The organism is Trujillonella endophytica, assembly GCF_900110555.1.
Taxonomy (GTDB): domain Bacteria; phylum Actinomycetota; class Actinomycetes; order Mycobacteriales; family Geodermatophilaceae; genus Trujillonella; species Trujillonella endophytica.
In genome coordinates, this window is the sequence record NZ_FOEE01000008.1 from 133,496 (window position 1) to 153,807 (window position 20,312).

Below are 20,312 nucleotides of genomic sequence, written 5' to 3' on the forward strand. Positions count from 1 at the left end.
CGGCCCGGCAGCGGTCGTCGGCGCGCGGGGGCGGCCTCGGCGCGGACGCCGAGGCCGGGCCGGCGGGTCGGTCGGTCGGTCGGTCGGTGGGTCCGCGGTTCAGCGGGACCGCGGGTCGCGGGTCAGCGGTGGCGGCGCCGGGCGCGCAGCACCGCGCCGGCCAGCGCGGAGACGAGGGCCCCGAGGACGGCGGCGATGAGCAGGCCGAGCACCAGTGGCGCGTTGACGTCGGCGAACACCAGGCTGAAGTCGACGCTGTCGGTGTTGAAGACGACGAACAGCACCAGCACGACCGTCACGAAGACCAGCAGCGCCAGCGCGAGGGTCCGGCCGATCGTCCTGCCGGTGGAGTGGGTGGGTGCGGGCGGGCCGCCGGTCGGCGTCGCCGGCGTCCGGGCCGGGCCGCCGCTCGTCGGCATGCCCGGGGCCCGGGGCGCCCCGGGGCTCGCGCCCGGGTAGGGGCCGGAGGTCGGGGGAGGAGTCGTCACGCCGTCGAGTCTGCCCGCCGGACGCCAGGTCAAACGGCCGCGGACGCGCGGTGCCCGGGAGGCGCCGGCTCGGTCTCCACCCCCGGGCGCTGGCCCTCCACCGGCCACACCGCCGGCCGATGTGGCCGGCTTCGGGCCAACGCGTGCCCGCGGAGGACCGGCCGGTCAGTCGCTCAGCGCGGGTCCGGCCTCGTGGCGCGGGTGGCCCGCGGTGCGCTCGCGCTGCTTCATCCGCGCCTCGTAGACGTGCCGGTCGCCGTCGGACAACTCGCCGCGGGCGCGCTCGTCGAAGGCGCGGAAGGTGGACCAGTAGTCCGCGTCGTAGTCCTCGACGATCTGGAACGTCCAGCGGTCGGCGATGACGTTGCGTCCCACCAGGTCGCGGTCGAGGTCGTCGGCGAGCTCGGTGTGACCGGCCTTGCGGAACAGCTCCACGGCCTCCTGCAGGAGGAGGTCGGCCTTGCCGGAGTGCTGGTGGAAGGCGTACAGCTGGCCGCGCGCCTGCTCGATGGTCTCCAGGGCCTCGGAGAGCTTGCCGAGGCCCTCCACCGTCGTGTCGTCGAGGTCGGGGCGGGTGCGATCGCTGGCCACCCCTGCATCCTGCGGCGGATCGGGCGCGATCGCTCGTCCGGACGGCGGCGCGGGGGATCAGGCGGGGACGGGGGCCCCCACCAGGGCGGCGTCGATGAGTCGCTCGGCGAGCTGGCGGCCGTGCGACGCCGGACCGTCGGGCCCGAGGAGGCCGCCGGAGAGATACATGCCGTCGATCACCAGGTGGATCTGCGCGGCCAGGTCCTCGCCGGTGCCCGGCAGGAGCCGGTCCGCCAGGCGCTCGAGCCGGGCGTGCAGCTCGAACTTGTAGTCGGCGGCCGCGCTGCGGGCCGGGTGCGTCGGGTCGTCGTACTCACTGCTGACGTTCGTGAACGGGCAGCCGCGGAAACCGGCGCGGGTGACGTCGCGCTCGACGATGTCGACGACGGCCAGCAGTGCCGCGCGGGGGTCACCCTCGAGGCGCATGAGGTCGGCGTCGACCGAGGCCAGGACCGTGGCCGCCTTGCGCGCGAGGTAGGCGCCGACGAGCTCGTCCTTGCTCTTGAAGAGCCGGTAGACGGTCATCTTGCCCAGGCCGGTCTCCCGGACCAGTTCGTCCATGCCGACGCTGCGCGAGCTGCGGGCGGCGAAGAGCCGCTCGGCGGTGTCGAGGACGATGGCCTGCCGCTCCGCACGGCTGCGGCGGACGGGGGACCCGTCGGTGCCGGAGGCGTCGGAGGCGAGGGAGAGAGCGGCTGCGGTCACATGCGGGATCGTGCCCGGCGACGTGACGGAGCAGTTCGCGGCACGCCGCGCCGACCCCCAGGTTGGTTGCACTGGGTGACGAGAGGCGCCCGGGTGGGCCGGGGCTCCGGGTGCCGGTGGGGCGAGTGTGACGCGGCGTAGCCGCATCGTCCCTCTGCGGGGACGCTGCGGCGCCCTGGCGTGCGCGGGGTGGGGCGCGCCCGTCAGGCGCGGCGGACCCGGCGGGGGTTGGCCAGCATCCGCGAGACGGGGCCGGCGGAGGACTGCTGCTCCTGGGCCTCGTCGACCAGCTGCTCCACGACGTTCTCGGCTGCTACTCGGGCATCGCTCTGCGTGTCCTGCATGCCCCACAGCGTCCCCGCCCGGTGTGGCCGGGAAACAGCCCCACGCGGGTGGAATGCAGTCGAGATCCTGAGATCTCGCTCACAAGGTGAGTGCGGAGCCTGCCGTGGGCGTCCTCGCGCGGCCGGATCCGTCGTGCCCGCCGGGGTGCGCGGGAGCCAGGTGTGCCCGCCGCGGACGACGGGTCCCGGCGAGCACGCCGACCCAGATCAGCACCGAGGTGGTGACGATGACGAAGCTGGGCGGGAGGTCGAACATCGCCGCGAGGACCAGCCCGGTCCACACCGACAGCAGGGCGATGCCCACGGCGATCGCGGCGACGCGCCCCGGCCGGGCGGTCAGCCGCAGACCGGTGGCCGCCGGGGTGACGACGAGCGCGAACAGCAGCAGCGTGCCCACCACCTGCACGGCCATCGTGATCGTGAGGGCCAGCAGGACGACGAAGGCGACGCCCAGCGCCCGCACCGGCACGCCGCGCGCCTCGGCGACGGCGGGGTCGATGGAGGCGAACACCAGCGGCCGGGCGATCACCGCGAGCACGAGCGCGACCGCGGCGGTGAACAGCGCGAACACGACGAGCTCGTCGTCGGACACCGCGAGCAGGTTGCCGAACAGCACCGAGGTGGTCGTGCTGGCGTTCGCGCTGGCCAGGGAGCCGAACAGCACGCCGAGGCCGGTCGCGAAGGCCAGCACCGTGCCGGTGGCGATCTCCCGCTCGGCGACGCGTCTGCCGAGCAGCCCGATCAGCAGCCCGCCGCCGACGCAGAACACCGCCAGGCCGAGGGTGATCGGGGCGCCGACCAGGATGGCGCCGGTGGCGCCGGGGAAGCCGATGTGGGCCAGGGCGTGCGCGGCGAAGGCGTTGCTGCGGGTGACCACGAAGTAGCCGAGCAGCCCGGCGGCCACGGCGACCAGCGAGCCGCCGATCAGCGCGTTGCGCATGAAGTCGGTCTGCAGGACCGACCACCAGTCGGGCTGGAACTGGACGGCGGCGGCGAGGGCGCTCACAGCGGCTCCGGCCCGATGGCGCGGGTGAACAGGTCGCCCTGTGCGGTCCGCACCACCCGCACGGTGGTGCCGTACAGGTGGGTGAGCAGATCCTCCTGCACGACGTCGCCGATGGGGTCGTGGTGCGGGTGCCCGTCGAGCAGGTACACGGCGTCGGTGAGCACCGGCAGCAGGGGGTTGAGGTCGTGCGCCACCACCATGATGGTCACGGCGCGCTCGCGGCGGAGCTCCCCCAGCAGGGTCACGATCTCCTGCTGGTTGCGCAGGTCGAGGTTGGCCAGCGGCTCGTCGAGCAGGAGCAGCTCGGCGTCGTCCACGATCGCCTGCGCGATGGCCACCCGCTGCTGCTGGCCGCCGGAGAGCTCCGACATCCGCCGGTCGGCGTAGTCCAGGGCGCCGACGCGGCGCAGCGCCTCGTCGACCCGCGCGCGGTCGGCGGCGGAGATGCGGCGCAGCCCGAATCGGTGGCCGGTGACCCCGAGGGTGACCAGGTCGCGGCAGCGGATGGCGTCGCCGAGGGCGGCGGTGTAGTTCTGCGGCACGTAGCCGATCCGGCGGTCGCCGCGGCGGGGCTCGGCGCCCAGCACCCGGACCCGCCCGGCGGAGACCGGCAGCAGGCCCAGGGCCACCTGGAACAGCGTCGTCTTGCCCGCGCCGTTGGGCCCGATCACGCCGACGACAGCGCCGGCGGGCACGGCCAGGGTGCCCTGTGACCAGACGGTCCGTCCGCCGCGCTCGACGCTGACGTCCTCGAGCACGAGCACCGGTGGAGGGAGCCCGGGGTCGGTCACTCGCTCTCCGCGAGCGCGTCGGAGAGTCGGTCCAGCTGGTCCACCTGCCACTCGACGAAGGAACCCTCGTCGTCCGGCGCCGATTCCGTGACCTCCACGACGGGGACACCGGCCGCCTCGGCCGCGTCCCGCAGCTGCTCGGGGAGGCTGCCCGCGGTCTGGGTGTTGTAGACGAGGACGTCGATCCGGCCCTCGGTCAGGGCGGTCTCGAACGCGGCCAGGTCGCCGGGGGCGGGCTCGCCCTCGTTGCCGACGGCGTCGCGGTAGCCGGCGGGGGTCGCGTCGCCGAGGCCGACCGCGGCGGCGGTCCGGTCGAACACCGGTTCCGTCGCCCCGTAGGTGCGCCCGGCGGACAGGTCGCGCAGCCGGGCCAGCGCTTCCACGTAGGGCTGCAGCTCGGTGGTGAACAGCTGGCGCTGTTGCTGCAGGTAGGGGGCGGCGTCGGGCGAGAGCTCCGCGAGCTCGGCGGTCACCGCGTCCGCGAACCGGGGCACGAGCTCGGGCTCGTACCAGAGGTGGGGGTCCTCGCCGGTCCCGACGCCGGCGAGCTCGGCGACGTCGAGGACGACCGGGCGGGGCGACACCCCGGCGGCGGCGTCGGCGGCCCACCCGTCGTAGCCGGCGCCGTTGTAGACCACCAGGTCGGCCTCCTCGAAGGCCGCGATGTCCCCGGTGCTGGCCTCGTGGTCGTGCGGGTCGCCCGCGCCGGAGCCGAGCACGGTCGTGACGGTGGTGCAGTCGCCGCCGAGCTGGTCGACGATCGAGCCCCACTGGGCGACCGAGACCACGACGTCGAGCACCTCGCCGGGGCAGTTCGCCGGGTCGCCGGTCTCGGTGACCGGCCCGGCGTCCCCGCCCGAGCAGCCGGCCAGTCCGGCCAGGACGGCGAGGGCGATGACGGTGGTGCGGGCGGGGGGCACGGGACTCCTGGCTCGGGAATGGTTCTCAGTCGCGCATCAGTATGGCCCATGGGCGGGGCTCCGACAGTGCCGCACGAGCGTCCCGCATCGCGACTACGCCGTCCCGCGATGCAATACGACATGTCACCCGCGGGAAACGGTGCGGTAACGCCCGCGCGGTGCGATCGCCCCATGACCACTGCCACCTCCCTCCTGGCGCTCTCGCCGCAGGCCGAGCGCACCTTCTCCGCCCCGGCCGCCTCGCGGCACGCGCTCCCGGCGACGCCCGCGACGGTGCGCTGGGGGGCCATCGACCCGACCGCCGAGCCCGTGCTGGAGGTCGCCTCGGGTGACGCCGTCGCGCTGGAGGCGGTGAGCCACCACGCCGGCGACGCGCCGGAGCTGATGATGGACGCCGGGCTCGACGCGATCTGGGCGGCGATCCCCGAGGGGGAGCGCGGGCCGGGGGTGCACGTGCTGACCGGACCAGTGGCGGTCGCCGGGGCGCGGCCGGGCGGCGCGGTCGCCGTCCGCATCGGATCGATGGCGCCGCGGGTGCCCTACGGCTCGAACTGCGCCGCGAACTGGGGCCTGCTCTACGACACGTACGGCAAGGAGCGGGTCACCGTCTACGAGCTCGACCACTCCGACGGCACCCCGGCCACGGAGTTCCCCACGGTCGCCCGCCCGCTGTTCGGCTACGACTTCACCTCGCGTGCCCTCTACGACGTCCCGGGATGGCGGACGCCGGCGTCGGCCCGGATCGAGGAGCCGTTCAGCCGGCCGGTGCGGGTGCCGGTCCGGCCGCACTTCGGCCTGATGGGCGTGCAGCCCGGCGGCGGCGAGGTCCTGTCCAGCATCCCGCCGGGAGTCTTCGGCGGGAACGTCGACAACTGGCGCTTCGGCCCGGGCGCCACCGTCTTCTACCCGGTGTTCCAGGAGGGTGCCGGCGTCTACTGGGGCGACCCGCACTTCGCCCAGGGCGACGGCGAGGTCTGCGGCACCGCCATCGAGGCCTCGGCGAACGCCACCGTCCGGCTGGCCGCGGTGGAGGACCTCCAGCTCCGCGCCCCCATGCTGGAGACCGACACCCACTGGTACACCCACGGCTTCGGCGCCGACCTCGACGCCGCCGCCCGGATGGCCGTGGAGGAGATGATCGCGCTGCTGCGGTGGCGGGTCGGGCTGTCGGCCGACGACGCCTACTCGCTGTGCTCGGTGGCGATGGACATGGGCGTGACCCAGGTCGTCGACGGCACGCTCGGCGCGCACTGCGGGATCCGGCGCGACATCTTCCTCTGAGGTCCCGCGAGCTCCCGCTCCGCACCCTCGAGGCATAGGAAGCGATACCCACGTCCTGGCGCTCAGGACGTGGGTATCGCTTCCTATGCCTGTACGGCGGCCGAGCCGGCTAGAGGTCGAGCGTGAGCGACGGCGTCCGCGCGCGGCCCACGCAGACCATCATCGACCGGCCCGCGGCGCGCTCCTCCTCGGTCAGCACCGAGTCCCGGTGCTCCGGCTCCCCGGCCAGCACCCTGGTCTCGCAGGCCCCGCAGTAGCCCTGCTCGCAGTCCGAGGACAGCGTGGGGACGACGTCGCGCAGCACCTCGACGATCCGCCGGTCGGCCGGCACGGTCACCGTCGTCCCGGTGCGGGCGAGGTGCACGTCGAACGCGACGTCGCGCGAGGTGTCGACGACGAGCTCCTCCGCCGGCGCGGTGAACCGCTCGACGTGCAGCCGGTCGCCGATCCCGGCCGCGGCGCAGGCGGCCTCCGCCGCGGCGATCATGGGCGCCGGGCCGCAGCAGTAGACCGCGGTGCCGGGGCCGACGGCCGCCACGGCGGCGGCCAGGTCCGGAACGCCGTGCACGTCCTGCGGCAGCAGCTGGACCGCGTCGCCGGCCAGCGCGACGAGGTCCTCGGCGAACGCCATCGACGCCGCCGTCCGCCCGCCGTAGAGCACGCGCACGGAGGCGCCGCGGGCCACGAGCTCGCGGGCCATCGCGAGGATCGGCGTGATGCCGATGCCGCCGGCTATCAGCAGGTGATCCGGCGCCTCGACCAGGGGGAAGTGGTTGCGCGGGCCGCGGACGGTCAGCCGGGCACCGCTGCGGGCCAGCTCGTGCAGCTCCACGGACCCGCCACGGCCGGCCGGCTCGCGGAGGACGGCGACGGTCCAGGTGTCGGCGCCGGGCTCGCCGCACAGCGAGTACTGCCGCAGCCGGCCCGAGGGCAGCCGCACCTCGAGGTGGGCCCCGGGCGTCCATGCCGGCAGGCCGGCGCCCGAGGGGTCGGCGAGGGTCACCGCGACGACGTCGGTGGCGACGGTCGCCACCTCGGTCACCTCGAGCTCGCGCGACACCACCGGGGTGGGGGCCGGTGCCGAGCCCAGTCGCGGCCCCGGGGGGAACAGCGCGGGGATGGCGTCCCAGCCGGTCTGGTTGCCCCGCGTCGGATAGGGGACGAGCGACTCGGGGAGGACGCGGTAGTCCGGCAGCCGGGTGAGGACCTGGCGCATCATCTCGCCGAACATGGCGCGGGCCAGGTGCGCGCCCGCGCAGCGGTGGGAGCCGATGCCGAAGGCCAGGTGCCGCTGCGGGTTGCGGTCGAGCACCACGGTCTCCGGGTCGGGGAAGACCTCGGGGTCGTGGTTGGCCGCCACCCACGGGATGAGCACCCGCTGGCCGGCCTTCATCGGGCAGCCGCCGATCTCGGCGTCGGCCAGCAGCGTGCGGGCCATCGACTGCGACGGCGCGAACACCCGCAGGAACTCCTCGACGGCGACGTCCAGCAGGTCCGGGTCGTCGATGAGCCGCTGCCGCTGGTCCGGGTGCTCCGACAGCCACACGAGGGTGGACCCGGTCAGCGACGTCGTGGTGTCCACGCCGCCCGCGACCAGCAGGTACATCACCGAGACGAGTTCCTGCTCGGTGAACGGCCGGCCCTCGGGGTGCTCGGCGTGCACGAGCACGGAGACGGCGTCCTCGCGCGGCTGCGCCCGCCGGGCCGCGATGAGCTCGCGGATGCGGCTCTCCAGGTACATCAGCCCCTCGACCCCGCGCAGGGCCCGCTCGGTGCCGGGGACGCTGGCGAAGATGTCGTGCACCGGGCCGGCGAGCTTCTTCCAGTCGTCGGTCGGGAAGCCCAGCCAGTCCAGCGTCACCGCGGCCGGCACCGGGTTGGTGAGGTCGCGGACGAAGTCCGCCGAGCCGGACTCGATGAACGCGTCGATCGCCGCGGTGGTGTGCCGGGCGATCATCGGCTTCAGCGCCTCCACCGCCTCGGCGGACAGCAGCGGGTTGACCAGCTCCCGGTAGGGCGTCGACCGCGGCGGGTCGAGCTCGATCGGGTACTGCTCCAGGCCGGGGCCGAAGGGGATGACGAACGAGATGCCGCGGTCACCGGCCGGCGCGCGCTCGGAGGAGAAGGTCGCGTCGTCCCGGGCGATCCGGACGACGTCGGCGTGGCGGGTGGTGAACCAGAAGCCGTCGTGCGCCTCGGTCCAGCCGACCGGGCGCTGCTCGCGGAAGCGGCGGTAGTAGGCCACCGGGTCGGCGTTGGCCTCGGGGGAGTGGTGGTCGAACGGCGCGGCGTCGAGGTCGGGACGGGGAGGGGTGAGGGTCAACTCGTGCTCCGGAGGGGCTCGAGGCGGAGCGCGCGGTGTTGCCCGGCCGCGCCACCGGGAAGAGGGAGCCTAGACGGCGCGCGGAGGCAGGAGGCGGATGGCGACGGCCTTCTCCTGCGTGTACTCGCGCATCGCGGCGTAGCCGCCGCCGCGGCTGAAGCCGCTGTCCTTCTGCATGTTGAACGGGAAGCCGATGACGCCGGCGTCGTGGAACTGGTTCACGGCGACCTGGCCGCTGCGCACGCCGGCGGCCAGGCGCAGGGCCCGCGAGACGTCGGAGGTCCAGATGCACGACAGCAGCCCGAAGTCGGTGCGGTTGGCCAGCTCCAGGGCCGCGGCCTCGCCGCGGAAGGTCTGCAGCGCCAGCACCGGCCCGAACACCTCCTCGCGGACGATGCGGTCCCCGGGCGAGACGCCGTCGACCACGGTCGGCTCGACGTACCAGCCGGCGTCGCGGTCGGCGGGGACGCCGCCGCCGGTGAGCACGCGGGCGCCCGAGGCCGGCAGCTCGGCGAGGAAGCCGAGGACGCGGTCGCGCTGGGTGGCGTTGACCAGCGGGCCCATGTCCAGGTCCTCGTCCCAGGCGCCGATCCGGACCGCGCGCATCGCCGCGACGACCCGCTCGCGGACCTCGTCGGCGATGGACTCCTCGACGACCAGCCGGGAGCCGGCGTAGCAGTTCTGCCCGGCGTTCTCGGTGATCGAGCCGACGATCGCCGGGATCGCGGCGTCCAGGTCGGCGTCGGCGAACAGCAGGTTCGGCGACTTCCCGCCCAGCTCCAGCTTCACCGGGACCAGGTTCTCGGCCGCCGCCCGCATGATGGCGCGGCCCGTCGCGGTCGAGCCCACGAAGCTGAGGTGGTCGACGTCGGCGTGCCCCGACAGCGCCGCGCCCGCCTCGGGGCCGCCGGTCACGACGTTGAGGACGCCGGCCGGGATCCCGGCCTCGGCGGCCAGCTCCGCGAGGGCCAGCACGACCAGGGGGGCGACCTCGGACGGCTTCAGGACGACGGCGTTGCCCGCGGCCAGCGCGGGAGCGGCGTTGGCCGCGGTGAGGACGGCGGGCACGTTCCAGGGGGTGATGACGGCGCAGACGCCCAGCGGCTCCATCAGCGTGTAGCCGTGGAAGTCCGGCGTCCGGCTCGGCAGCGTGACGCCGGTCAGCTTGTCGGCGGCGCCGCCGAAGTAGCCGATGATGCCGCCGGCGATGAAGGCGTTGGTCCGCCCGCCCGACAGCGGCTTGCCGACGTCCTGGGCCTCCAGGCCCGCCAGCCGCTCGGCGTTGGCGAAGACCAGCTGCGACCACCGGGACAGCAGGGCGCCGCGGTCGGTCGGGTTGGTGGCCGCCCAGGCCGGCGCCGCGCGGCGGGCCGCGGCGACCGCGGCGTCCACGTCGGCGGCGCTGCCCCGGGCGACCGCGGCGAACGGCCGCCCGGTGGCGGGGTCGACGAGGTCGAGCCGGCCTCCGTCGGCGGCGGGCGTCCAGGCCCCGTCGATGAACTGGAGGCCCTCGAACACGGACGTCGTCATGCCGAGATCGTGGGCGCGACCATCTCGTCAGTCAAGACGCTCTCTCGTAACGTGACACGCATGACCGGTCGACCCACTGCCGTGACCGCCGCCGTCCTGCGCGACCCCGCAGGGCCCCTGGAGCTCGTCCAGCTCGAACTCGCCCCACCCCGGGCCGGCGAGGTGGTGGTGCGCCTGGTGAGCACCGGCATCTGCGGCACCGATCTGGAATTCCGCTCCATGATGACCCCGCCCGTCGTGCTCGGGCACGAGGGCGCCGGCATCGTCGAGCAGGTGGGCGAGGGCGTGACCGACCTCGCGGTCGGGGACCCGGTGGCCCTGACCTTCGCCTTCTGCGGCGAGTGCGGTCCCTGCTCGCAGCAGGCGATGGCGTACTGCGAGAACTTCTGGCAGTACAACTTCATCGGCACCCGGCCCGACGGCAGCACGGCCCTGTCGCAGGACGGGCAGCCGGTGCATGGCCACTTCCTCGGCCAGTCCTCGTTCGCCACCCATGTCCTCGCCCGCCGCGGCAGCGTCGTCAAGGTCCCGGAGGGCACCGACCTGCGGGTGGTCGGGCCGTTCGGCTGCGGGTTCCAGACCGGAGCGGGCGGGGTGCTCAACGTGCTGCGCCCCGCGCCGGGCAGCTCGATCGCCGTCTTCGGTGCCGGCGCCGTGGGCGCGGCTGCCATCCTCGGGGCCGTCGAGGCGGGCTGCACGACGATCGTCGCGGTCGACGTGAACCCCGCGAAGCTCGAGCAGGCCCGGGCGCTGGGGGCCACGCACGCCGTGTCGGCGGCCGAGCCGGACCTGGCGGAGCGGGTGCGCGCCGAGGTCCCGGGCGGGCTGCAGTACAGCCTCGACACGACCGGCCGGGCCGACGTGCTGCGCGCCGCGGTCGAGTCGCTGGCCCCGCTGGGCGTCTGCGGCGTGATCGGCGTGGGTGCCAGCGCCGAGATGTCGTTCGAGTGGCGCTCGATCCTGTCGACCGGCCGGTCGGTCGTCGGCATCACCGCCGGTGCCAGCGTGCCGGAGGAGTTCCTGCCCCGACTGGTGGAGCTGCACCGGGCCGGGCGGTTCCCCGTGGACGGGCTGCTCACCCACTACCCGTTCGCGGAGGTCAACCGCGCCCTGGACGACGTCCGTGCCGGTCGGGTGGGCAAGGCGGTCCTGACCTTCGACGCCTGAGCTCGTCCGGAGTGGCGCGCCGCATGCCGCGTGACGGCCGTCACGCTGCGTGCGTGACGGGCGCCACTCCGGAGCTCTGCCGTGTTACGACCACGTTGATTCCGTAACGGGCTCCACCGGACCGTTGACAGCGCCGCACCGGCCCGACAACAGTGACCGCACCGGTCCACATCGCGATCCACCGAATCACGATGCGAGACGGCAACGAGGTCCTCGAGGAGGTGTGGCGCAGGTGCGAGCGATGGTCCAGACCGGCTTCGGCGGCCCCGACGTGCTGCGCCTCACCGACGTCCCGGTTCCCGTCCCCGGCCCGGCCGACGTGCTGGTCCGGGTCGTGGCCTGCGGCCTCAACCAGCTCGACGTCCTGCAGCGCCGCGGGGTCGTGCGCCTGCCCGGTCTCGAGCTGCCGCACGTCGCCGGGATGGACGTCGCGGGCGTCGTCGAGGCCGCCGGCGCGGACTCCCCGGTGCCGGTCGGCGCCCGCGTCCTCCTCGACCCCAGTGTCCCCTGCGGCGCCTGCCCGCTCTGCCACGAGGGTCGCGGCGGCCACTGCCCGAACCTGCGGATCCTCGGCGCGACGATCGACGGCGGCCTCGCGGAGTACGTCGTGGCGCCCGCCTCGGCCGCGCACGTCGTCCCCGACGCCGTCGACCTGACCGACGCCGCCTGCCTGCCCACCCCGTGGGCCACCGCCTTCCACGCGGTGGTCACCGTGGGCCGGCTCCGCGCGGGGGAGACGCTGCTGGTGCACGGCGCCGCCGGCTCGGTGGGCCTGGCCGCGGTGCAGATCGCCCAGCGGGTCGGCGCCCACGTCGTCGCCACCGTCGGCAGCCCGGAGAAGGCCGCCGCGCTGGCGAAGGTGGGCGTGGAGCACGTCGCCGCCCCCGACGCCGTGGCCGCCCTCGTCGCCGACGTCACCGCCGGTCGCGGGGTCGACGTCGTCCTCGAGTACCTCGGCCCGGCCACCTGGGCGACCTCCATGGCGGCCCTGCGCATCGGCGGCCGCCTGGTCTTCCTGGGCAACACCACCGGTGACGAGGTCTCCTTCTCCCTCTCCGACGCCTTCCACCGGGGCCTGGAGCTGCTCGGCGCCGGCGGCTACCTGGCCAGCGACATGGCCGCGGCGCTGCAACTGTTCGCCGACGGCGGCACGGCCCTGGTCGCCGGCACGTTCCCGCTCGCCGACGCCGGCGCCGCCCAGGACCTGCTCTGCGAGCGGAGCACCGTCGGCCGGGTGCTGGTGATCCCGTGACCGCGACGCTGCTGGTCGTCGACGGCGACCTCGTGACCATGGGCCCCGACCGGGCGGTCCTGGAGCGCACCACCGTCGCCGTCCGGGACGGCGCGATCGTCGCCCTGGGGCCCGCGGCGGAACTGCGCGCCGCCCACCCCGGCGCCGCGGAGATCGACGCGGCGGGCTGCGTGGTCACCCCCGGCCTCGTCGACGCCCACCAGCACACCACCGGCGACCCGCTGATCCGCAGCACGATCCCCGACGACATCGACTCCCAGCAGGCGATCTTCGACTGGGCCGTGCCGGTCCACGCCGGGCACGAGCCGGGCGACGACGAGGTGTCGGCGACGCTCACCGCCGTCGAGGCGCTGGTCAACGGCGTCACCACGATCGCCGAGCCCGGCACCGTGGCCCACCCGCTGTCCGTCGCGCGCGGCCTGGCCGCGGCCGGGATCCGCGGCCGGGTCGGCACGTGGGGCTGGGACGCCCCCGGCCTGCCCTGGTCCGCCCCCGCGGCCGAGGTCCTGGCGCGGCAGGAGCAGCTGCTCGCCGACCTCCCCCCCGGCGGCGTGGTCGGCGCCTGGGTCACCCTCGTCGGCCACGACCTCGCCAGCGACGAGCTCTTCGCCGGCGCCGCGGAGCTCGCCGAGCGGGCCGGTACCCAGGTCACCTGGCACCTGTCGCCCAGCGCGGACGACGGGGTGGCCTACGCCGCCCGCAGCGGGAAGCGCCCGGTCACCCACCTGGCCGACCTCGGCGTCCTCGGGCCGCGCCTGGTGCTCGGGCACGCCGTCCACCTCGACGACGACGAGCTGGCCGCGCTGCTGGAGACGCGGACGGCCGTCGCGGTCTGCCCCGCCGCCTACATGCGGCTCGGCCAGGGCTACGCCGCCGCCTCGCGGCACGCAGAGTTCCTCCGCGCGGGCGGCCGGCTGGCGCTCGGCTGCGACGCGCACAACGCCGGGGACACCCCGGACGTGCTGCGCGCCGCCTGGCTGCTGGCCGGCATCTCCCGCGACACCGGCCGCGGCTCGCCGCCGCTCACCGCCGCGGACGCGTTCGCCGCCGCCACGTGCGCCGGCGCGGAGGCACTGGGCCTCGGGAACGTCGTCGGCTCGATCGAGGTGGGGAAGCGGGCGGACCTGGTCGTCTACGACGGCACGGCCCCCGCCTGGACGCCGCGCGGCGACCTGGCCCTGCACCTGGTGTGGGGCGCCCCCAGCGGCACGGTCCGCGACGTCGTCGTCGACGGCCGTGTCGTCGTCCGCGCCGGCCGCGTCACCACGGTCGACCTGCCCGCGCTGCGCGAGGAGGCCGCCGGACGGCGGACCGCGCTGCTGCGCCGGGCCGGCATCGACCCCACCCCCAGCTGGCCGGTCCGGCCGGCCCCCGTTCCGGGAGGCGCGCCCGCGTGAAGACCATCGACCTCGGCGGCCGGTCACCGGCGCAGCTGCAGGGCCTGCTCTCCCAGCTGGTCGTGCCGCGGCCGATCGCCATGATCACCACCATCGGGCCGGCCGGCCTCAACGTCGCGCCGTTCAGCTACTTCATGCCGGTCTGCGGCCAGCCGCCCACGATCGCGGTCACCGTCGGCACCGTCCGCGAGGCCACCCCGGAGCCCAAGGACACCTGGGTGAACCTCGAGGCCACCGGCGAGTTCGTGGTCAACCTGACCACGACGGCCATGGCCGACCACATCGAGACCGTCGGCCGCGAGTACCCGGCGGGCGTGGACGAGGCCGCGCTCGTCGGCTGGACCACCCGCCCGTCGGAGGTCATCGCCGCGCCGTCGCTGGCCGAGAGCCCCGCGCACCTCGAGTGCCGGGTACTGGAGACGATCGACCGGGGCGACCCGGCGTCCTGCTTCTCGGGCGTGCACATCGTGTTGGCCGAGGTCGTGAACATCCGCGTCTCGGAGGACCTCCTCGCCTCCGGCGGCACGGGTGGCGGCGAGGCCCGCATCGACCCCACGCGGGTGGAGGCCATCGGCCGCATGGGCTTCCCCTATTTCGTCGCCGCCACCGGCGACGCCGTCTTCGAACAGGTTCGCGTCCCGTACGCCGACCTGGTCGAGAGCACCGGCTGAGCCGGTCGCGCAGCATCCGCACCACCGGCTCCACAGCACCGACAACCGTCCGCTCCACCCCAGAACCCCCCGGGAGGCAGCACATGTCATCCATCAGGCCACTGCGGCGCACGGCAGCACTGGCGGCCGTCGCGGTCGTCGCGCTGAGCGCGTGCGGCGACAACGCCGACGACTCGGACGGAGGCTCCGACGGCGGTTCCTCCGGCGGCGGAAGCTCCTCCGGCGAGCAGCCGGACGTCAACGGCGACGGCGACGTCACGATCGGCGTCCTCAGCCCCGGCGACCTGAACGACAACGGCTACTACGAGTCCTTCGTCGTCAAGGCGCAGGAGTTCGTCGACCAGCAGGACGGCTGGGAGCTGATCCAGGTCGGCTCCATCAACCCGGCCGACGCCCTCGAGCAGGCGCGCAACATGTGCCGGCAGGGCGTCGACATGGTCGCGCTGGCCGCCTCCGAGCTCGCCGACGCCCTGCCGGCGGCCGAGGAGGACGTCTGCGCGGACACCATCTGGTACCTGCCGTCGCAGACCGAGGGCTACGAGCTGGCCGACAACGTCGTCCTCTCGCAGGACTCGGCGTCGGAGTCGCTGCTGGCCGCCGGTTACGCGCTGGGCCTGCTCATGCAGGACAGCGGTGCGACGACGGCGGGCTTCGTCACCGGCCCTGAGCTGGACTTCAGCATCATCGCCGCGCAGTCGTTCCAGGCCGGCGTCCGGCAGCTCATCCCCGAGGCCGAGGTCGTCACCACCTACACCGGTGACTTCGACGACTCGGGCCTGGCCGTGGAGGCCACGCAGGCCCAGATCGGTCAGGGCATCGGCGGTCTCTACCCGTACCTGGGTGGCGCGACGGACGCTGCGGCCGAGCTCGGCTTCGAGGCCGGCATCCCCGTCCTGACGCCGGGCACCGACCGTTGCGGCGACGGGTACGCGATCTCGGTGATCTTCGACCCGGGCGAGTACTTCGCCGCGGCTCTGGAGGACTTCGCCGCGGGCGAGCTGGTCGGCGGCGAGACGCGCATCTGGCGGATGGGCGTCGACCCGCTGCCGACCGTCCAGTTCTGCGAGGACAGCGGCGCCACCGCCGAGCACGAGCAGCAGCTGGCGGACTTCATCGCCTCGGTCGGGGACGGCACGATCGACCCCACCGCCGAGGTCGAGCGCCTGGGGAGCTGACGCATGAGCCACGACCGTGCCCGTACCGACGGGCCCGCCCCCGCACTCGAGCTGCGGGGCATCAGCAAGCGGTACGGGCCGGTCGTGGCCTGCGACGCCGTGGACCTCACCGTCCAGCGCGGTGAGGTGCACGGCCTGCTCGGGGAGAACGGCGCCGGCAAGTCGACGCTGATGAAGGTCCTCCTGGGGCTCGTCCACGCCGACGCCGGCGAGATCCTCCGGGACGGCGCCCGGGTGGAGGTGCACACCCCGCTGCAGGCCGCCGAGCTCGGGCTGGGCATGGTGCACCAGCACTTCAGCCTCATCGAGCCGCTCACCGTGTGGGAGAACGTGGCCCTCGGGGAGCCCGGCCGCGTCGACCGGAACACCATCTGCGCCGACGTCGAGGCCGTCGGCGCGCGCTACGGGCTGGCGGTCGACCCCACCGCCACGGTGGAGCGGCTGTCGGCCGGGGAGCGGCAGCGGGTCGAGCTCATCAAGGCGCTGCGGCGGGACCCGAAGGTGCTCGTCCTCGACGAGCCGACCTCGGTGCTGACCATCGCCGAGTCCGCGGCCCTGTTCGAGGTGCTGCGCACCGCGGTCGCCGCGGAGGGCCGCGGCGTCATCCTCATCAGCCACAAGCTCGCCGAGATCACCGCCGCCACCGACGTGGTGTCGGTGCTGCGGCGCGGCCGGCTCGCCTTCCACTGCCGTACCGCCGACACCTCCGCGCCCGAACTGGCCCGCCAGATGGTCGGCCGCGACGTGAGCCTGCGGGCCGAGGGCGCCGCGCTCGGGCTCGTGGTCACCGACGACCCGGCCAAGCACCTCACCCCGGTGCTCGCCGGAGGCCTGGGCGCCGTCCCGGCCGAGCCGCCCGCCCCCGAGGCGTCCGCCGACGTGCCGGGCACAGCGGCCCTCGCCCTGCACGGGCTGTGCGTCGCCGGCCCCGACGGCCGGACCCTGCTCGACCACCTCGACCTCGAGGTGGCGACCGGCGAGATCGTCGCGCTGTACGGCGTGGAGGGGAACGGCCAGGCCACGCTCGGGGACCTGCTCTCCGGCCTGATGGCCCCCGACGCCGGGGAGGTCCGCGTCGACGGCCGCCCGGTGTCCCTGGACCGCCCCGGCGCCCTGCACCACGCGGGGGTCGGGGTGATCCCCGAGGACCGGCACCGCTCCGGCGTCGTCCTCGACATGAGCGTGGCCGACAACCTCGTCATGACCGACCTCCGCCGCTTCAGCGGGCGGCTGCTCATGCGCCGCGCGCAGATCCGCGCCCAGGCCGAGGAGCTGGTGGAACGGTTCGCCATCCGGACGCCGTCGGTCGACGCGCCGCTGCGCACCCTCTCGGGCGGCAACCAGCAGCGGGTCGTCCTGGCCCGCGAGCTCTCCGCCAACCCCGTCGTCCTGGTCGCTGCCCAGCCCACCCACGGCCTGGACGTCGGCGCCATCGAGGACATGTACGCCCGGCTGCGCGAGGCCGCGGCCTCGGGCGTCGCCGTCCTGCTCATCTCGACCGAACTGGAGGAGGTCATGGCCTTGGCCAGCCGCATCGCCGTCATCTCGTCGGGCCGGATCACCGGCGTCCTCGACGTCGCGGACGCCTCCCCGCAGCGCCTGGGCATGCTGGTCGGAGGCGAGGCGGCATGACCACCGTCTCCGGACCGGCCGGCACCCCGCGCCGGCCGCTCGCCGGCTACATCGTCGGCAGCGTCGGGCTGCGCCGCCCGAGCGCCGACGCCTGGCGGACGGCCGGCATCACCGTCCTGTGCGTGGCGGTCGCCGTCGGCCTGGCCGCCCTCCTCGTGACCTTCGCCGACGGGTCGCCGGTCGAGGTCGTCGACGCCCTGTTCACCGGCAGCGTCGCCGACACCGCCGGATGGTCGCAGACGCTGGTCAACGCGGCACCGCTGTTGCTCGTCGCGCTCGGCGCGTGCATCGCCAACCGGGCCGGGGTGTTCAACATCGGCCAGGAGGGCCAGCTGCTCATCGGCGCGATGGTCGGCTGCTTCGTGGCGCTGCGTCTGCAGGGCCCGGGCTGGATCGTCATCACCGTCGCCCTCGTCGCCGCGGCGTTCGGCGGAGGCGCCTGGTCGGGGATCAGCGCGGCGATGTACTACACCCGCGGCACGAACGTCGTCGTGACCACGCTGCTGCTGACCTTCATCGCCGCCCAGGTCGTGCAGTTCGCGGTCAACAGCCCCTCCCTGCTCCAGGAGGAGGGGATGGGCAGCGGCCCGGCGCGGCCGCAGTCCGACGCCGTGCCCGACTACCTGCGGCTGGCGAGCTTCGGTCAGTACCCGGACCTCACGATCGGCGTCGGGGTCATCGTGGCCGTCGTCGCCACCGTCGTCCTCGCCGTGCTCCTGGCCCGCAGCCGATGGGGCTTCCGGCTGACCATGCTCGGCCTCAACCCCATGGCCGCCCGGCACGCCGGTGTGCGCGCCTCCCGTCTGGGCGGGTCCGCCCTGGTCCTGTCGGGCGCCTTCGCCGGGCTGGCCGGCGGCGTGATCCTGCTCGGCACGGTCTTCCGCCTCCAACCTGCGATCTCCAACAACTTCGGCTGGGACGGCCTGCTGGTCGCCCTGGTGGCCCGCAGCCGCCCCGGGCTGGCGCTGCCGGTGGCCGTGCTGTTCGGCGCCCTGCGCTCGGGCTCCAGCTACCTGGCCGCCACGGGCGTGCCGGACTACCTGGTGGACGTCGTCCAGGCGCTGCTGGTCCTCGCCTTCGTCGTCCCGCCCGTCCTGTCCACGCTCTGGGCGCGACGGCTGCGCAACCGCGCCCCCGTCGCGGACACCCCCGCCCGGCCGACCGCCGCCGCGCCCGCCAAGGAAGAGGTGCAGGTCTGATGTGGCTCGACGACGGCGGGACGGTGCTCGCCAGCGCCCTGCGCCTCACCGCCCCGCTGGCCTTCGCGGCCTGTGGCGAGTACCTGGCCGAGCGGGCGGGCACGCTCAACATCTCGGTCGAGGGGATGATGCTGTCCGGCGCGTTCGGCGCCGTGGCCGTCGGCAGCGCGACCGGCAGCCCGACGGTCGGCCTGTTCGCCGGCGCGCTGGTCGGCCTGCTCGTGGCCCTGGTGCACGCCAACCTGTCGCACCGGATCCAGATCAACACCTTCGTGGTGGGGCTGGTCATCAACACCCTCGTCCTCGGCCTGACCAGCTTCCTGCTGCAGACCGCCGAGTTCTCCCGCAGCCAGGTGAGCCAGGTGCGAATACCCGTCCTGGCGGACATCCCGATGATCGGGGTGGTGTTCGAGCAGCGGTGGCCGTTCTACCTGCTCCTGCTCGTCGTCCCGCTGACCTGGTTCCTGGTCAACCGCACCCGGTGGGGGCTGGAGCTACGGGCCGTGGGCGAGAACCCGCAGGCCGCCGACGTCAGCGGCATCAAGGTCAACCTGCGCCGCCGGCAGGCGGTCCTGTGGTGCGGCCTCATGTCGGGCCTGGGCGGGGCCTACCTGTCCGTCGGCCTCGTCGGATCGTTCAACACCAACATGACCGCCGGCCGCGGCTTCATCGTCATCGCGGCGGTGATCTTCGGGGCCTGGCGGCTCAAGGGCACCCTGCTCGGCTGCTTCCTCTTCGGGGCCGCCGACGCCCTCCGGCTCGCGCTGCCCTCCCTGGGGGTGGAGCTCAACCCGCAGCTGCTCGTGGCCGCCCCCTACCTGCTCGCCCTGGCGGTGATGGTGCTCATGGCGAAGTCGCAACGCGAGCCCCGGGCGCTGAGCAAGCCCTTCGAGCGGGGGCTCGTGTGACCGCCCCCGCGGAGCCACCCGCCCGGTCCACCGTGGTGCCGGGTGCGAACGAGGAGAGGAACCCGTGACCGAGACCCGACTGACCGAGGCCCGCTGGACGCACGTGGCGCTGCCCTGCGGAAACCTGGACGCGTCGATCGAGTTCTACACGTCGCTGACCCCGCTGGTGGTCGTCGAGCGGTTCGCCGACGAGGCCGGCGAGAGCGCCTGGCTGTCCAACGACAAGCAGGCCGACTCGCCCTTCGTGCTGGTCCTCGTGTCGTTCAACTCCACGAAGGGCGAGCAGCTGGGGCTGCTCAAGCCCTTCGCGCACCTGGGCATCGAGGTCCCGAACCGCGAGGACGTCGACGCGATCGCGGCCAAGGCCCGCGAGGCCGGGAACCTGCAGTGGGAGCCGAAGGACATGCCCGGCGTCGTCGGCTACATCTGCGCGCTCAACGACCCCGACGGCAACGTCATCGAGATCTCGCACAACCAGAAGGTGTACGAGCTCGTGCGCGGAAAGTGGGGCGGCGCTGAGTGACACCCGCGCGGCCGTGGAGGCGTTCCTCGCCGCGCTGAACACGGGGGAGCCGGACGCGATCGCGGCCTGCGTGACCGAGGACTTCGTCAACGAGCACACCAGTGCCCGAGGGCGGAGCCTGACGGGCCGCGCCGCCTACCGGGAGCGGCTGCCCGGCTTCCTGGCGGCGTTCGCCGGCCTGCGCTACGAGGTCGAGGACCTGCTGGTCGACGGGGACCGGGCCGCGGTGGCGTACCGCATGACCGCGCGGATGCAGCGCGACGGTGCGCCTGCGGTCCCCGTCGACGTCCGCGGCGTCTTCCGCTTCCGCGTGCGCGACGGCCTGGTCGCCGCGCGCGCCGACTACTGGGACGGCGAGGTCGTGGCCGCCCAGACCGCTGCCGTGGACGCGCCGGGGGATTGACGCCCT

General features: G+C 74.5%; 20 protein-coding genes. 11 read left to right on the forward strand and 9 right to left on the reverse strand.

Annotated features, from left to right (window positions below; all coding sequences use genetic code 11):
• Positions 1-122: 122 nt before the first annotated feature.
• From BMY88_RS13925 to BMY88_RS13950, 7 genes are all read right to left on the reverse strand, one after another.
• Positions 123-488, reverse strand: coding sequence for a LapA family protein (locus tag BMY88_RS13925; protein WP_244524690.1), 366 nt, complete (start codon positions 486-488; stop codon positions 123-125).
• Positions 489-653: 165 nt separating this feature from the next.
• On the reverse strand, positions 654-1,079 hold the full coding sequence (locus BMY88_RS13930) for a hypothetical protein (protein ID WP_091944345.1): 426 nt from the start codon (positions 1,077-1,079) through the stop codon (positions 654-656).
• 57 nt (positions 1,080-1,136) lie between these two features.
• Complete coding sequence (locus BMY88_RS13935; RefSeq protein WP_091944348.1) at positions 1,137-1,784, reverse strand: TetR/AcrR family transcriptional regulator; 648 nt, start codon at positions 1,782-1,784, stop codon at positions 1,137-1,139.
• Between the two features lie 203 nt (positions 1,785-1,987).
• On the reverse strand, positions 1,988-2,128 hold the full coding sequence (locus tag BMY88_RS23875) for a hypothetical protein (RefSeq protein ID WP_170861107.1): 141 nt from the start codon (positions 2,126-2,128) through the stop codon (positions 1,988-1,990).
• A gap of 79 nt (positions 2,129-2,207) precedes the next feature.
• Positions 2,208-3,134: a metal ABC transporter permease gene (locus BMY88_RS13940; RefSeq protein WP_211435647.1), complete on the reverse strand. Its 927-nt coding sequence runs from the start codon at positions 3,132-3,134 to the stop codon at positions 2,208-2,210.
• Positions 3,131-3,925, reverse strand: coding sequence for a metal ABC transporter ATP-binding protein (locus BMY88_RS13945; protein ID WP_091944351.1), 795 nt, complete (start codon positions 3,923-3,925; stop codon positions 3,131-3,133). The genes BMY88_RS13940 and BMY88_RS13945 overlap by 4 nt, the downstream gene beginning before the upstream one ends.
• Positions 3,922-4,845 (reverse strand): metal ABC transporter solute-binding protein, Zn/Mn family, encoded by a 924-nt coding sequence (locus tag BMY88_RS13950; protein WP_211435648.1) that lies wholly within the window; start codon positions 4,843-4,845, stop codon positions 3,922-3,924. The genes BMY88_RS13945 and BMY88_RS13950 overlap by 4 nt, the downstream gene beginning before the upstream one ends.
• Before the next feature lie 171 nt (positions 4,846-5,016).
• Between BMY88_RS13950 and BMY88_RS13955 the strand changes: the two genes are divergently transcribed.
• Positions 5,017-6,126, forward strand: coding sequence for an acetamidase/formamidase family protein (locus tag BMY88_RS13955; protein ID WP_091944354.1), 1,110 nt, complete (start codon positions 5,017-5,019; stop codon positions 6,124-6,126).
• Between the two features lie 109 nt (positions 6,127-6,235).
• Here BMY88_RS13955 and BMY88_RS13960 read toward each other — a convergent pair whose 3' ends face one another.
• Both BMY88_RS13960 and BMY88_RS13965 read right to left on the reverse strand, forming a co-directional pair.
• On the reverse strand, positions 6,236-8,449 hold the full coding sequence (locus BMY88_RS13960) for a cytochrome P450/oxidoreductase (RefSeq protein WP_091944357.1): 2,214 nt from the start codon (positions 8,447-8,449) through the stop codon (positions 6,236-6,238).
• 69 nt (positions 8,450-8,518) lie between these two features.
• Positions 8,519-9,979 (reverse strand): aldehyde dehydrogenase family protein, encoded by a 1,461-nt coding sequence (locus BMY88_RS13965; protein ID WP_091944360.1) that lies wholly within the window; start codon positions 9,977-9,979, stop codon positions 8,519-8,521.
• 60 nt (positions 9,980-10,039) lie between these two features.
• Between BMY88_RS13965 and BMY88_RS13970 the strand changes: the two genes are divergently transcribed.
• The 10 genes from BMY88_RS13970 to BMY88_RS14015 all read left to right on the forward strand — a co-directional run bounded on the left by BMY88_RS13970 (position 10,040) and on the right by BMY88_RS14015 (position 20,306).
• Positions 10,040-11,146, forward strand: coding sequence for an NAD(P)-dependent alcohol dehydrogenase (locus BMY88_RS13970; RefSeq protein WP_091944363.1), 1,107 nt, complete (start codon positions 10,040-10,042; stop codon positions 11,144-11,146).
• Between the two features lie 223 nt (positions 11,147-11,369).
• Entirely contained in the window at positions 11,370-12,398 is a 1,029-nt protein-coding gene (locus BMY88_RS13975) for a zinc-binding dehydrogenase (RefSeq protein ID WP_211435649.1), read from the forward strand.
• On the forward strand, positions 12,395-13,795 hold the full coding sequence (locus BMY88_RS13980) for an amidohydrolase family protein (protein ID WP_211435650.1): 1,401 nt from the start codon (positions 12,395-12,397) through the stop codon (positions 13,793-13,795). Before BMY88_RS13975 ends, BMY88_RS13980 begins: the two co-directional genes overlap by 4 nt.
• Positions 13,792-14,466: a flavin reductase family protein gene (locus BMY88_RS13985; protein ID WP_091944366.1), complete on the forward strand. Its 675-nt coding sequence runs from the start codon at positions 13,792-13,794 to the stop codon at positions 14,464-14,466. Before BMY88_RS13980 ends, BMY88_RS13985 begins: the two co-directional genes overlap by 4 nt.
• An 83-nt stretch (positions 14,467-14,549) precedes the next feature.
• Positions 14,550-15,641 (forward strand): BMP family lipoprotein, encoded by a 1,092-nt coding sequence (locus BMY88_RS13990; protein WP_091944369.1) that lies wholly within the window; start codon positions 14,550-14,552, stop codon positions 15,639-15,641.
• A 3-nt stretch (positions 15,642-15,644) separates the two neighbouring features.
• The gene (locus BMY88_RS13995; RefSeq protein ID WP_091944372.1) at positions 15,645-17,273 is read left to right on the forward strand and encodes an ABC transporter ATP-binding protein; all 1,629 of its coding nucleotides are present in this window, start codon (positions 15,645-15,647) and stop codon (positions 17,271-17,273) included.
• Positions 17,270-18,472, forward strand: a complete 1,203-nt coding sequence (locus tag BMY88_RS14000) for an ABC transporter permease (RefSeq protein WP_091944375.1) — start codon at positions 17,270-17,272, stop codon at positions 18,470-18,472. The genes BMY88_RS13995 and BMY88_RS14000 overlap by 4 nt, the downstream gene beginning before the upstream one ends.
• Positions 18,472-19,380, forward strand: a complete 909-nt coding sequence (locus tag BMY88_RS14005) for an ABC transporter permease (protein ID WP_091944378.1) — start codon at positions 18,472-18,474, stop codon at positions 19,378-19,380. Before BMY88_RS14000 ends, BMY88_RS14005 begins: the two co-directional genes overlap by 1 nt.
• Before the next feature lie 64 nt (positions 19,381-19,444).
• Entirely contained in the window at positions 19,445-19,903 is a 459-nt protein-coding gene (locus BMY88_RS14010) for a VOC family protein (RefSeq protein ID WP_091944381.1), read from the forward strand.
• 13 nt (positions 19,904-19,916) lie between these two features.
• Entirely contained in the window at positions 19,917-20,306 is a 390-nt protein-coding gene (locus BMY88_RS14015; protein WP_091944384.1) for a nuclear transport factor 2 family protein, read from the forward strand.
• Positions 20,307-20,312: the final 6 nt, after the last annotated feature.

Excerpts from the sequence above, each read along its gene's own strand:
- BMY88_RS13965 (WP_091944360.1), bottom strand. The coding sequence starts at position 9,979 with ATGACGACGTCCGTGTTCGAGGGCCTCCAGTTCATCGACGGGGCCTGG.
- BMY88_RS13970 (WP_091944363.1), top strand. The coding sequence starts at position 10,040 with ATGACCGGTCGACCCACTGCCGTGACCGCCGCCGTCCTGCGCGACCCC.
- BMY88_RS13990 (WP_091944369.1), top strand. The coding sequence starts at position 14,550 with ATGTCATCCATCAGGCCACTGCGGCGCACGGCAGCACTGGCGGCCGTC.
- BMY88_RS14000 (WP_091944375.1), top strand. The coding sequence starts at position 17,270 with ATGACCACCGTCTCCGGACCGGCCGGCACCCCGCGCCGGCCGCTCGCC.
- BMY88_RS13955 (WP_091944354.1), top strand. The coding sequence starts at position 5,017 with ATGACCACTGCCACCTCCCTCCTGGCGCTCTCGCCGCAGGCCGAGCGC.
- BMY88_RS13995 (WP_091944372.1), top strand. The coding sequence starts at position 15,645 with ATGAGCCACGACCGTGCCCGTACCGACGGGCCCGCCCCCGCACTCGAG.
- BMY88_RS23875 (WP_170861107.1), bottom strand. The coding sequence starts at position 2,128 with ATGCAGGACACGCAGAGCGATGCCCGAGTAGCAGCCGAGAACGTCGTG.
- BMY88_RS14005 (WP_091944378.1), top strand. The coding sequence starts at position 18,472 with ATGTGGCTCGACGACGGCGGGACGGTGCTCGCCAGCGCCCTGCGCCTC.